Genomic DNA, 13,237 nt, shown 5'->3' on the forward strand with positions numbered 1-13,237 from the left:
TCCTATCCATGGCGCGGCGTCTCGCCGCGCTCCTCAAGTAGTTCTTCGCTGCGCAGATATAGTTCACGCAACTGGTCCAGCGTCTCCGGGCGCGGCTCGGCCCACATGCCCCGGCTGGCCGCCTCCAGCAAACGCTCGGCGATCGCGTTCTGCGCCCATGGATTGGCGTCCTGCAGGAACTGCCGCATCGCCGGATCGAAAGCATAGGACTGCGCCACATCCTCGTACATCCAGTCGTCCATGACCTGGGCAGTGGCGTCGTAGCCGAACAAGTAATCGACGGTCGCGGTCAGCTCCAGGCCTCCCTTGTATCCGTGCCGCTGTATGCTGGCGAGCCATTTTGGATTGACCACGCGCGAACGGAACACGCGCAGCGTCTCTTCCTTCAGGTCGCGCACCTGTGCGCGCGACGGATCGTGGCTGTCGCCGAAATAGTGGCGTGGCTGTTGGCCACTCAACGCACGGATGGTGGCGATCATCCCGCCATGGAATTGCAGGTAATCGTCGCTGTCGAAAATATCGTGCTCGCGGTTGTCCTGGTTGTGCAGCGCGATCTGCACGCCGCCCAGACGCATGCGGAACGCGTCGCGCTGGTCGGCGCCCTGCATGCCGCGCGCATAGGCGTAGCCGCCCCAGTTGACGTAGGCTTCTGCGAAATCGGCGTCCGCCTCCCAGTTGCGGTGCTGGATCAGCGGCAGCACACCCGCTCCATATGCGCCCGGCTTGGCGCCGAAGATGCGGTAGGCGGCGCGTAGCGTGGCTTCTTCCTTCTCGACGCCCTGGCCCAGCCAGTCCGCCAGTTCGGCCAGATAGTGCTTGCGCACGAAATTAAGCGTGAGCGGTTCGTCCAGCGCGATGACCTGGTTGACGGCGTCGTCGATCAAATCGATCAGTTGCGGGAAGGCGTCGCGGAAAAATCCGCTGATGCGGGTCGTGACGTCGATACGCGGACGTTTCAGTTCGTCCAGCGGAATGATCTCCACCCCGCTGACCTGACGGCTCTCCGGCCGCCATACCGGCCGCACACCCAGCAGCGCGAGGATCTGCGCCACATCGTCGCCGTGGGTGCGCATCGCGCTGGTGCCCCAGATGCTGATGGCGACACTCTCCGGGTAGTCTCCGCTCTCGCGCTGATACCGCTCAAGCACCTCGCGCGCGAGCTGCTGGCCGACCCGCCAAGCCGACTGCGAAGGCACACTGCGCGGATCGACCGAATAAAAATTGCGGCCGGTCGGCAGAATCTGCGCCATGCCGCGCGTCGGCGATCCGCTTGGGCCGGCCGGCACGTAGCGGCCCGACAGGCCATTCAATAAATTGTCGATTTCGTCGGTCGCGCGGACCAGGTTCGGCACAAGCTCGCGGCAGGCGAAACCGAGGATGCGGCGGATGGCATCGAAGCGCGCGGGGCCGCTTGCGACGGCGGCAACTGGCGATTGTGCACGTGCCTCCGCCGGTTTGGCGCGCGGTTTCCCCATCTGCGACAGGACGTTGGCTTTCGTACGCAGAGCCGGTTGCAGCAAAGGCGCGGCGGCTTCCGCGATATCGAGCGTACCGAGGACGCGGTCGATCGCCGCATCGATGCGTGCCGGATCGTACCGGCAGGCAGCCAGTTCCTGGTAAAGACGCAGACACAGTATGTCCACCGCGTCCAATGCATTGGCGCGCGAGACGACGGCCCGATCGGCCAGCCGCGCAAGAGCCGGCACCACATTCAAACGGCGCGTCTGCTGGTCCAGCAGCATCTCCATCGTCAGGCCGAACAGCCGCGCCACTTCCGATTGCAGACCGGGGATGTCGAGGTTGGGCAAGCGCGTAAGCGATACCAGCATGTCCGGCATCTGTTCGTCGTCCGGGCAGCGGCCCAGGATGTGCAGCCCGTCGCGTATCTGGGCCGAACCCAGTTCGCACAGGTAGCCGTCCAGGTCCTCGATCAGGTGGGCCACATCGGAGCCGCCCATCGCCGCCAATGCCGCCGGCAAGCCGCCGTCATGGTCATGGTCATGGTCATGGCCGTGATGGTGGTCGTGGTCATGGTGATGGTGCGCATGGCCCTGATCGTGATCATGGTCGTGATGCAGTAGCCGCATCTGCAAATCCGCATTCAGATTGGTTTGTTTGACCAGCTCCCAAATCTGCTGCTGCAACAGCGGCAGCTTGGCCGGATCCAGCACCTCAACCTGATAGTACTCGTCGACCAGCTGTGTCAACTGCGCCAGCGCGCCATAGGTATCTGCGGTGGTCATCGGCGGCGTCAGGTGATCGACGACGACCGCGTGGCCGCGCCGTTTTGCCTGCGAGCCTTCGCCCGGATCGTTGATGATGAACGGGTAAAACAACGGCAAATCGCCCAGCAGCGCATCCGGGAAGCACTCCTCGGACAAGCCGACACCCTTCCCCGGCAGCCACTCCATCGTGCCATGCTTGCCGACATGGACGATAGCGTCGGCGCGCCACTCGTCCCGCAGCCAGCGATACAGCGCGTAGTAGTGATGCGTCGGCGGCAGGTCCGGCTGATGGTAGATCGCATCCGGATCCATGCCATAGCCCCGCGGCGGCTGCAACGCCACGAACACGTTGCCCATCTCGATTCCGGCCAGCGACACATGGCCGTCGTGGACATAGGCCTCGCCCGGGGCCTCGCCCCACTGCTTGGTCATCTTGTCCCGCAGCGACGCCGGCAACTCCGCAAACCATTGCGCGTAGCGCTCCGCCGGCACGCGGCCGGCGGCGTTCCGCAACTGCTCGGCGGTCACGTAAATATTGTCGTATGAGCAGCGTGCTATCAGGTCATGGATCAACGCAGTGCCGTCACCACCGGGTTGGCCCGCATCATAGCCGTCGACCCGCATGGCTTCCAGGATGCGCATCAGCGACGCCGGCGCATCCAGCCCGACCGCGTTGCCGATCTGCGAAGCCTTGCTGCTGGAATTGGTGAACATGAAGGCGATTCGCTTCTCCGCGTTCGGCAGCCGCTTCAGCCGCGCGAAACGTGCGGCGATGCCGGCGATGCGCGCCACACGGTCCGGCAACGGGTCGTACTCGACCGCCTCGTTCGGCAAACCCGCGGCGCGCGCCTTGAACGACAGCGGCACCGTGATAATGCGGCCATCGAATTCCGGCAGGACCACGTTCATCGCCGTATCGAGCGGATTGAGGCCGCGCGCCGACTGGCTCCACTGGTCAAGCGTCATGCCGCTGGTGATGGCTTGCAGCACCGGCACGTCGAGCGCCTCCAGCACGCCGACCGACCATCCGGCCGGCGTCGGGCCGCCCGGCGTGATCTCGCCCATCGCGAACGAGGTGGTGTTGATCAGTACATCGACATGCGCTCCCGAGGCATCGGCGACATGGCGCAACGCGCCGGGCAAGCTGCCGCCATCGCCGGCACCGGCGCGCAGCGACGACGTAAACACCGGCAGCACGTTCATGCCGCGCGCTTCCAGCGCGGCCAGCATGGCGTCGATGAAACGCGTATTCCCGCTCATCCAGTGGGCGCGGTAAAACACGATGCCCACGCTGGGACGCGCCGGATCGCGCAGTGCCAGCCAATCGGCCAGGCCGGCGCCGGGCGCCAGATCCGGATGATAGATGCCGTGTTCCGGCAGCGGGTGGGCCGGCTCGAAACCGAAGCCGGTCAATAGCAGGTGGTCGGAAAGATAGCGCAGCAGTTGCGCCAGATTGGCGCTGCCGCCGGCCTGGAAGTACTTCAACGTCATCTGCAGCACGTCCGCCGACGCCGCCGACACCGCGGCCAGTTCCGGATCCGGCTCGCCGGTGCCGCTGACGACGATCAAATGCCGGCCATGGCGGCGCGCGTGGTCCACCAGCTCCGAAAATCCGGGAACGCCGCCAAGCCGGCCCAACACGCGCACGATGATCACACGCGCCGCGCGCAAATCCCCCTCCAGCAGCCCGGCCATCGAGGTATCCGCATCGAGCGATTGCAGGTTCACGCCCGCCACCGCGCCGAAGCCCGCAGGCAGCTGCGCCCGCGCCTGATGCAGCACCGTCAAATCGTTGGACGCATGGGTCAGCAGCGCGATGTGCGCCGGGCCGGTTGTTGTTTCAAGCATCTTTGGGGTCCGGTGCGCAGGTATCGCCTTCACCAAGGCGATGGAATATCAGGTCGCCGACTTCGCGTCCGCCGATCAGGTGTTCGTTGACGATGCGTTCCGCATTGGCCTCGTTCACCCGCTGGTACCACACGCCTTCCGGATAGACCACCATCACCGGCCCCTCGTAGCGGCAGGCCACCATGCAATGGGTGCGCGTGCGCTTGACCGCAAGTTCCGGATGGGCGTCGATCATTTCGCCCATGCGCTCGAACACGGCCTGCGCGCGCCCCTCGGCGGGAGCGCAACGCGGACCGACGCACATGAAGATGTGACGGTGGTGGGTTCTCATCGATCGGCGAAACGCTTGTGAAAGAAGCCTGCCAGCGCGCCCAGCGCCAGCCAGAACACGCCGTTGGCGAGCGCGGTGGCATAGACGAAGGAACGCTGCAAATGCTCCGGCGCGACGCTGGCATGAACCAACGGCTGCGGCGCGCCGACCAGATGCGGCACCATCAGCAGCGCGACGGCCGCCAGCTTCAGCGCCCAATGGCGTCCAAAGGCCAGCAGCGCCAGCGCGGTGGCGGTCGACATTGCGGTTGCGATCCACCAGCCCTGGCGCGCGGCCACCGGCGCGGCGGCGGTGCCGGGCAGCTCCGGTGGCAAACCGATCGACGGCGCCAGGAAGAACACCGCGTAACCGGCGACGCCCCAGAGCAGGCCGGATCGCCAGTCGACCGGCCGTCCGCGCAGCCCGATGGCGGCCGCCAGCAGCAATCCATAACCGACCGCCATGCTGACGTCTGCCAGCGCGGTGTACAGCGTGCGCTCGACGCCGTCCTCCGGCTGCCAGCCGCCATGCTCATGCGCCGCTTCGTGCGCGGCTTCGTGCGCTGTTTCGCGGGTTTCTTCGTGCGCCGCTTCGTGCGCATGCTGCGCGCCGTCGGCGTGCGTATGCACCACCGGCGCCGCCTCGCCGGCCGATTCCAGCACCTCGGCCTGGGCGATGATGCGCGTCACCTGCAAGTGCTGCACGCCGGTCAGCATCAAGCCTGCCAGCAGGCCCGCCGCCGCGGCGGTGCGCACCATCCGATTGAACATGCCGGTGCCCGCACCGGCGCCGGTACGGCTCAATGACACGGGAAGCCCGCCGAGTGGCGGCTGTCGTGGGCGGCGTTATGCAGCGCTTCCATCGACGCGAATCCCGCGCCGAACAGCAGCACCGCGCCAAGGCTGGCGGCCATCGTGGCGGCAATCAGCTTGTCTTTCAGTGCGACGGGACGGGCATGTGCGGGGGAATGGGCCTGGGCCTGGCCGGCGTGGATGGTGTTGATGGACATATCGTTTTCTCCGAAAAGCAGCGGCGACCACGGGGTCGGAAAGCTCGTATCGGAAGATGGACCAGGGGAGAGAGGAATGCGGCGCCAGGAAGAACCGGAACGAAGGTGCGCGGATCAAACCATGACAGTTCTCCACCCGTATCGCCCTCCGCAATACAAACGTGTTTACCGCTACTGGCTGGTTTCCGGGCTGGCGAGTGGGCATCCGTGTGGATACACCTGGATTTGCGCCTTCCCATGCTGTCGCACAGTGGCATCGTACAAATCCTTAACCTCGCTTACCGTTGCGGGGGCAGCGCCGGCATTGCCGTTCCAGCGGAACGGCGCACCGGCTTCCCATTTAAATCTGCAAACGATCATTTGCAGATACCAGAAGCTGACTACCGGCGCAGTATAGGTCTGCGACTGCGGAATTGCAAGACGATCATGCCATCGTGTGTGCGCCGGTGAAGAATGGCCTGGGCGTCAGCCGTCCACCGGATGCGCCGGCGTATCCAGCATCAGCTGATAGAACGCCAGGTCCAGCCAGCGGTCGAACTTGAAGGCGGCATGACGAATAGTGCCTGCATGCACGAATCCCGCCTGTTCATGCAGGGCGATGCTGGCGGCGTTGGCGGCGTCGATGCCGCCAACCAGGATGTGCAGGTCGGCCTGCCGCGCGGCGTCGATGATGGCGCTTAGCAAAGTGCGCCCCAAGCCTTTGCCGCGCTGGTCGCCGCGCACATAGACCGAGTGCTCGACCGAGTATTTATTGGCCGGAAAGCCCCGAAACGCGCCGTAACTGGCGAATCCCAGCAACTCGCCCGCGCCGTCCTCCAGCCCGATGACGGGATAGCCGCCGGCCCGCTTGGCCGCGAACCAGTTCTTCATCGTTTCCATCGTGCGCGGATGGTATTCGTAGAGCGCGGTCGAGTTGGCGATGGCGTCGTTGAAGATGGCGAGGATGGCTGGCGCGTGACGCTCTTCCGAACAGCTGACGAGTTGCATTGAGGCTCCGAAATAAGGGCTTGGATTGAGACTGCTCAACATGATAGACGATAAATCTCAAGCCTTCCAACGGCCATCCCTGTCATCCAGACATTTTCGTACAGAAAATTAGGACAAAGGAATAGACTGGCTGACGAAAGTACTTTCCATGTTGTAATATCACGAAAAATGGGTATCGCGCCTCACCAATAATAATAGAGCGAGGTAGCATCAATCATGAAATTAGCGCATGCGCCGTCTATTCGGACCCGGCTGATCTGGCTGGTGGTGGTTTGCGTCGTCCCCGCGTCGCTGATGGTGGTGAAGATGATCGCCTCCGACTACGAGTTCGCGCGCGCCGCTTTCATCCGCAGCGCCATGACGACCGCCCACGCCAACGCCATGGCGATCGACAAGGAATTCGCCGTCATCGAATCGACGCTCAAGGTGCTCGCCACCTCGCCCAGCCTGCTGGGCGAGGACCTCAAGCCGTTCTACGATCAGGCGCGCGCCATCTGCGCCAGCCAGGATATTTTCAACATCGTGCTCGAAGACGGCGCGGGCCAGCAGCTGATCAACACCTTCAAGCCCTACGGCGCCGCGCTGCCCAGCACGAGCATCGACCACCTGTTGACCTACATGCGGGACAACGACACCACCGCCATTTCACAGGTATCCATGGGCCCCCTGTCGAAGCGCTACATCGTCGCCGTCGCCGTTCCGGTCACCAGGAAGTCGAACGGCTTCAACGCGCTGAGCGCGGTGGTGACGGTGGAGCGCTTCGGCACCATCCTCAAACAGCAGCAATATCCCGAACACTGGATCGCCACCATCCTCGATAACAAGGGCACGGTGGTCGCGCGCACCAGCGACATGCAGCGCTACGTCGGGCAGCACGCGATTCCCGAGGTGCTGGAACGCCTGAAGGAACTGCCGGAAGGGGTTTTCGACACCAAAACGCTCGACGGCAAGCCTATCCTGGCCGTGCTGGCCAAAGCGCCCAATTCGCAGTGGACGGTGGCCATCGGCATTCCCATCGAGGTGTTGAACTCAGAATTGCTTGCCAAACTGTGGACGCTGGTGCTGTCGACCATCCTGCTGCTGGGCGGCGGGCTGCTGTTCGCCTGGCACATCGGCAACCGCATCAGCCGCTCGATCCGCGACCTGGTGGCGCCGGCGCTCGCCCTTGGCGCCGGCGACAGCATCGAGCCGGCCACCTACGGCCTGCGCGAGGCGAACGAGGTGGGACAGGCGCTGGTCAAGGCGTCGAGAATGCACGCGCTGGCCAAGCATCAGGCCACGCACGATCCGCTGACCGGCCTGGCCAACCGCGCCATGTTCACCGAGTTCCTGGCCCGCCAGCTCAATCTGAGCGAGCGCAATCAGCAGCCGATGGCGGTGCTATATCTGGATCTGGACAACTTCAAATTCATCAACGACACCTACGGCCATGGCGCCGGCGACGTGTTGTTGAAGGATGCGGCCGACCGCCTGCGCTCGGAACTGCGGAAATCCGACATGGCCGCAAGGCTGGGGGGCGACGAGTTCGCGGTGGTGCTGGTCGCCAGCGGCGGCGACGACGCGGCCGGCGTCGTCGAGAAGCTTTCGCGCCGCCTGGCCATGCCCTACGAGATAGACGGCCACGAACTGCTGGCCGGCGCCAGCATCGGGGTGGCCATCTATCCGCAGTCGGCCAGCACCGCCGACGATTTGATCGCATGCGCCGACGATGCCATGTACAAGTGCAAGGCGGAGCGCAAAAAAGCGCGCGCCCTCACGATCGACTAGGGTCGGCCAAGTCGGCCAAGTCGGCCAGGGGCCGGTCAATCGCGGCCGGCGCCTTCCACATACACCTCGTCGCCGCAGCCCACCGCGCGCACGCGTACCGGGGCGGCGTTGCCCACCATCTGCTTCAACTCACCGTCGGTGCTGAATTCGAGCGGCAGCGACAGGCGGATCTCCTGCAGGTACTTGCGCTGCGTGCAAATCAGGGTGATGCTGTCGGCCACCTGGGCGCCGTAGCTGGTCTTGACCCGCTCGAAGAACTCGTTGACGCGGAACGACTTGCCCACGCTGCCCAATACGATCTTGCCCACCTCCGAATCATTCACCACCCGCACCGCCGACACGGCCTTGATGAAGTAGTCGTCCGGCGACAGCGATTGGCATTTGCCATGCTTGTTCCACTCGTAGGCGCCGAATGTGCGCTCGTAGAAGAAGTTGGGCATCCATGGCGCGATCTTGTCGATGGTTTCCTGCTTGAGCGAGAACTGCTCGCCCTTGCAGCTGCCATAATTGGTGCCGCACTCCTTCTTGTTCGGCCACAGGCCGTGCAGGTTCAGGTTCTTCGCCTCCAGTTTGCCGCCGTTCATGGCGTCGCATTCTGGCTTTTTGCCGTTGTATTTCACATGCTCGCAAAAACCCGGCTGCCAGGTGATCGCCAGCAGATAGCTATCCTGCTTGTTGGCGATGTTGCACACCCCTCCGGCGGCAGCGATCTCGCGCCCGCGCTGCGCCTTGGTCGGCTTATCGCTCAACTCCGGCGTGCCGCATTCCTTGCGCACCCAGCGCAATGCCGGCTGCGCGCCCGGCACCTCGACCCTGATCCAGTCGTAATCGACCTTGTTGATTTCGCGGACCGTGTACTCGGTCCCCGGCACGATTTTCTGCGCGCCCGGGTTGTTCTGTTTGGCGAAGGATGTGTAAGCCTCGCAGCTTTGGGTGGCGGTGAAACTGCCATTGGCCGATTCGCTGGCGCTGCAACCGAACGCGGTAAAAACAAGCAGCAAGGCGGCTGCGGGGACGGTGTGGCGATGCATTCAAACTCCTCAGGTTGGTCAAGTGCCAATATCTTAGCGGACTTATCGCGGCGGGTGGGAAGCCCTTTTCTATCGAAAACAGCCGCCGGCACCGCGACTTGTGGCAACCGCACGACGAATCGAAGGCTTGCCGTCCGTGATAGGCGATAGTTTCTTTATGACATGATATTCTCGGTTACCGACTGATCCTGCGAACCACAATGATCTCCAACGAAACACGCCTGAAGTGGGTGGCTTTCATACTGCTCGTCTTCATGGGTGGCGTCGGCACGCTGCCCTTCCTGACCAACCGCAGCGTCCAGCACACCATGGCGCAGTTGAAAGCCACTTCGGCCAGGGAACGCCACTACCAGTCGATCCTGGGGTTGCTGGTGGACGCCGAAACCGGCCAGCGCGGCTTCATCCTGACCGGCAAGGAGGAGTTTTTGCAGCCCTACCATGCGGCGGTCAACATGATCGAGCCGCTGCGGGCGACGCTGTGGCAGGAAAGCGCCGACCCGCGCGAGCGCAAAGCGCTGGCCGACGTCAAGGTCTCCATGGACCTCAAGCTAGGCTTGATGGCCGAGACGATCGCGATGCGGCGCGAGCAGGGATTCGCCGCCGCCGAAAAGGTCGTCGCCGCCGGCGCCGGCCGCGCGCACATGGACATCCTGCGCAATCTGATCGGCGGCGAGCTGTCCTCGCTGTCGATCCACCGCGACGAGTTGCGCGAGCAGCTGACGCACGGCGCCCGCAAGGCCATGTACATCAGCGCGGCAGTCAACATCGCCGAGATGATACTGCTGGCGGTGGCGTTGCTGGTCGGTCTGCGCTCGTTGCGCGCGCGCGCGAACGCCGAAAGGCTGGCGGCGGAAAACACCGGGGCGCTGCGCCGCGCCGCCGCCGCGTCGGAGCTGCGCAACCAGCAGCTGGCGGTCAGCGCCGACATGCTGCACGCGCTCGAATGCGTATCCACCGTCGAAGAAGCCTCGCTGATCGTCTCCACGTTCTGCAAAAAGCTGGTGCCCGGCGTATCCGGCAGCCTTTACCTGTATCGCAACTCGCGCGACACGCTGGAGCGCAAGGCCAGGTGGGGCGACATTGCCGACGACGCCGATGGCATCGAGCCGGAACAGTGCTGGGCGGTGCGGCGCGGCACCGTCCACGTCTGCGCCGGTGACGGCGATCTGCAGTGCCGGCATGGCAGCGCGGGCGACAGCGGCGCCGGTCCGCGCGTCTGCATGCCGCTGGTGACGCAGGACGCCGTGCTGGGATGCCTGACCCTGTACGCGGCGCCCGAGCAGCACGACATCTTCGAACGCCAGCGCGAGGTACTGGCCACGCTAAGCGAAGAGATCTCCATGTCGATGAGTAACATCAAATTGCGCGAGACCTTGCGCCTGCAATCGATCATCGATCCGCTGACCGAGTTGTACAACCGCCGCTACATGGACGAGACGCTGCGGCGCGAGCTGATACGCTCGCAGCGGAACGCGAAGCCGCTGGCGGTCATCATGCTCGATCTGGACCACTTCAAGCGCACCAACGACACCTACGGCCATGACGGCGGCGACGCCATCCTGAAGCGGGTGGCGCAGGTGCTGTTGACGAATATCCGCGCGTGCGACGTCGCGTGCCGCTTCGGCGGCGAGGAGATGGTGGTTCTGCTGCCAGATTGCGACATCGACCTGGCGACCGAGCGCGCGCAGCTCTTTCGCGGGTTGATCGAGGCGCTCCAGGTCGCGCATGGCGGCCACACGGTGCGCACGACGGCGTCGCTGGGCGTGGCCGGGTACCCGGAACACGGTGCCGAGCCGGCGGCACTGTTCCAGGCGGCCGACAAGGCGCTTTACCAGGCCAAGCGTGACGGCAGAAACCGCGTCGTCCGGGCGCTGGCCCCGGAGGCGGCCAGCGCGGATCAGCGCCGCACGGAAGCTCACGAAAATCGCGTATCCTAGACGGTTCACACATCTAACGCAGAGCGCACGCCATGGCGACAAAACCAGTTACCAAAGCCGAAACGGTCCTGCTATCGGGCGGCAATCCGCAAATCCCCAAGGCCTATGGCGACGCGCCGGTGCAGGCCTACATCGCCGCGATGCCGGGCTGGAAAAGCGATCTCGGACGACGTCTGGACGAGATCATCGTCCACACCATACCCGGCGTGAACAAGGCCGTTAAATGGAACACGCCGCTATACGGGATCGCCGACCAAGGCTGGTTCCTGGGTTTTCATTGTTTTACCAAGTACGTCAAAGTCACCTTCTTCAACGGCGGTTTTCTCGATCCGCTGCCGCCGGGGGCGTCCAAAACCGCCGGCGTGCGACATCTCGACCTGCGCGAGGACGACCCGCTCGACGAAGCGCAATTCGCCGAGTGGGTGCGACAAGCCAGCCGGTTGCCCGGCGAGCGCATGTAAAGGCCGTCAGGCCACTTTCGCGACCCGCGCGGGCGCTTGCCGCCCGCCCTCCCGCCCCGACGCGGCGAAGATGGTCTCGGCGATGATGTCCGCCGTCGCCGCCGACAGTGTCCAGCCCAGGTGCCCGTGGCCGGTATTGTAGAAGACCGTCGGCGCCTTGCCGCGCCCCACACGCGGCATCAGATTGGGCATCATCGGCCGCAGCCCGGCCCATGGCGTCACGCTGCGCGTGCTCACCCCCGGGAAGCATTGCTGCACCCACTTCACCAGCGGGGCGATGCGGTCGGCCCGGATATCGCGGTTGAACCCATTGAACTCCGCCGTGCCGGCCACGCGGAAGCGGTCGTCGCCCAGTCGGCTGGTCACCAGCTTGGTCTCGTCGTCGAGCAGGCTGACGGTCGGCGCGGCGGCCTGGCTGGCGGCGTCGTTCAGGTGCACCGTGATCGAATAGCCCTTGACCGGATAGACGTTGACGCGGTCGCCCAGCATCGCCGCCATCGCGCGGCTGGCGGTGCCGGCGCAAACGACCACCGCGTCGTAGCGGCGGGTGGTGCTGAAACCGTCCTCCTCGACGGTGATGTCGACGCCGTCGGCGCCCGCCCGCATGGCCGTCACCTGCTGGCCGAAGCGCAGTTCGGCGCCCAGCCGTTGCGCCGCCCGCGCCAGCCCGGTGGTGAATTTGTGGATATCGCCGGTGCTGTCGCTGACGGTGTAGTGGCCGCCGTAGTAGTCGCCGCGCAGGGTCGGCTCGATGGCGCGCATCTCCTCCGGCGTGACGGCGCGACGCGCCAGCCCGCCCTGCATCAACAGCTTCGACACGCCCGCCGCGTGCTCGAATCCGGCGCGCTCGCGGTAGATGTGCAGGATGCCTTCGCGCTTGAGGTCGAAGGCGATGTCTTCGTCCCTGGCCCACTGGAACAGGTGTTCGCGCGCCGCCAGCGCCAGCTGTGCGGTGGCGATCGTGTTGTCGCGGTAGTGCGGGATGGCGGCGATGAATTGGGCGAACCACGACAGCTTGTGCCAGCCCGGCTTTGGATTGACCAGCAGCGGCGCGTCGTTCCTCAGCATCCACTTCAGGCCCTTGGCGATGGTGGACCGGTGATTCCACACTTCCGCGTTGGAGGCGGACAGCTGGCCGCCGTTGGCGAACGAGGTTTCCATCGCCGCGTAGCGGTGGCGTTCGAGCAGGGTGACGGCGAAGCCGCGTTTGGCGAGGGCGTAGGCGGTGGTGACGCCGGTGATGCCGCCGCCGATGATTGCGATGGTTTTCATGAAGATTCCAGACCGTCAAAGGGGATGGTCTCGGCGCACATGCGCAAAGACACCCCCTCTGTTCTGGACCTGAGAGATTCACGCCGGGCCGCGATGGCGGCAGCGCTTGCTCCTTCGGTGCGGGTGGACGACGTCCGAGTCCTGCCGCTCTTCAGAGTTTAAAGTGCTGTATCGGTCCTTTTGCCTGAGAGTTTCCGGGGCGGTTGCTCCTTCGGCGCCGTCCGTCAGCGCGATGCTGGAACAGTCTCTCCCGATACGGCGGTGGCTTTTGGCCACAACGGGCGTAGCTTACCTGAAAAATTGCGGCTTATCCACCCGACCCGCACCCACCCGGCGCATTGGGTTCGCGGCAACCCGGCCGTGGGATGGGATACTTGGCCAACCCGCGCT

10 protein-coding genes and 3 riboswitches are annotated in these 13,237 nt (G+C 64.8%); of the genes, 3 read left to right on the plus strand and 7 right to left on the minus strand.

The annotated features are described in order from the left end of the window. Positions 1-2: 2 nt before the first annotated feature. The 5 genes from AC0IYS_RS16715 to AC0IYS_RS16735 all read right to left on the minus strand — a co-directional run bounded on the left by AC0IYS_RS16715 (position 3) and on the right by AC0IYS_RS16735 (position 6,379). On the minus strand, positions 3-4,073 hold the full coding sequence (locus AC0IYS_RS16715; protein ID WP_471706212.1) for a cobaltochelatase subunit CobN: 4,071 nt from the start codon (positions 4,071-4,073) through the stop codon (positions 3-5). Next, positions 4,066-4,404, minus strand: a complete 339-nt coding sequence (locus AC0IYS_RS16720) for a (2Fe-2S) ferredoxin domain-containing protein (RefSeq protein WP_471706213.1) — start codon at positions 4,402-4,404, stop codon at positions 4,066-4,068. The genes AC0IYS_RS16715 and AC0IYS_RS16720 overlap by 8 nt, the downstream gene beginning before the upstream one ends. After that, positions 4,401-5,141 (minus strand): CbtA family protein, encoded by a 741-nt coding sequence (locus AC0IYS_RS16725; protein WP_471708896.1) that lies wholly within the window; start codon positions 5,139-5,141, stop codon positions 4,401-4,403. The genes AC0IYS_RS16720 and AC0IYS_RS16725 overlap by 4 nt, the downstream gene beginning before the upstream one ends. A gap of 41 nt (positions 5,142-5,182) precedes the next feature. After that, entirely contained in the window at positions 5,183-5,392 is a 210-nt protein-coding gene (locus AC0IYS_RS16730) for a CbtB domain-containing protein (RefSeq protein WP_471706214.1), read from the minus strand. A 159-nt stretch (positions 5,393-5,551) separates the two neighbouring features. Then, positions 5,552-5,781: riboswitch (cobalamin riboswitch) on the minus strand. A gap of 76 nt (positions 5,782-5,857) precedes the next feature. Then, the gene (locus AC0IYS_RS16735; protein WP_471706215.1) at positions 5,858-6,379 is read right to left on the minus strand and encodes a GNAT family N-acetyltransferase; all 522 of its coding nucleotides are present in this window, start codon (positions 6,377-6,379) and stop codon (positions 5,858-5,860) included. Positions 6,380-6,595: 216 nt separating this feature from the next. Here AC0IYS_RS16735 and AC0IYS_RS16740 point away from each other — a divergent pair, with 216 nt between their 5' ends. Next, a complete protein-coding gene (locus AC0IYS_RS16740) occupies positions 6,596-8,146 on the plus strand; it encodes a cache domain-containing protein (protein ID WP_471706216.1) in 1,551 nt (516 codons plus the stop codon). A gap of 35 nt (positions 8,147-8,181) precedes the next feature. Here AC0IYS_RS16740 and AC0IYS_RS16745 read toward each other — a convergent pair whose 3' ends face one another. Continuing rightward, positions 8,182-9,177 carry a ribonuclease T2 family protein gene (locus AC0IYS_RS16745; RefSeq protein ID WP_471706217.1) on the minus strand — a complete coding sequence of 332 codons (996 nt, stop codon included), beginning with the start codon at positions 9,175-9,177 and terminating at the stop codon, positions 8,182-8,184. A 200-nt stretch (positions 9,178-9,377) separates the two neighbouring features. On the opposite strand from AC0IYS_RS16745, the gene AC0IYS_RS16750 reads away from it, so the two are divergent. Further along, positions 9,378-11,114, plus strand: a complete 1,737-nt coding sequence (locus AC0IYS_RS16750) for a diguanylate cyclase (RefSeq protein ID WP_471706218.1) — start codon at positions 9,378-9,380, stop codon at positions 11,112-11,114. Positions 11,115-11,146: 32 nt separating this feature from the next. After that, complete coding sequence (locus tag AC0IYS_RS16755) at positions 11,147-11,575, plus strand: DUF1801 domain-containing protein (RefSeq protein ID WP_471706219.1); 429 nt, start codon at positions 11,147-11,149, stop codon at positions 11,573-11,575. 6 nt (positions 11,576-11,581) lie between these two features. Here AC0IYS_RS16755 and AC0IYS_RS16760 read toward each other — a convergent pair whose 3' ends face one another. Beyond that, on the minus strand, positions 11,582-12,847 hold the full coding sequence (locus AC0IYS_RS16760; protein ID WP_471706220.1) for a D-amino acid dehydrogenase: 1,266 nt from the start codon (positions 12,845-12,847) through the stop codon (positions 11,582-11,584). Positions 12,848-12,895: 48 nt separating this feature from the next. Further along, positions 12,896-13,009: riboswitch (glycine riboswitch) on the minus strand. After that, a riboswitch (glycine riboswitch) is annotated at positions 13,010-13,110 on the minus strand. It lies immediately after the preceding riboswitch. Positions 13,111-13,237 lie beyond the last annotated feature (127 nt).

Source organism: Duganella sp. AC237, assembly GCF_979254035.1.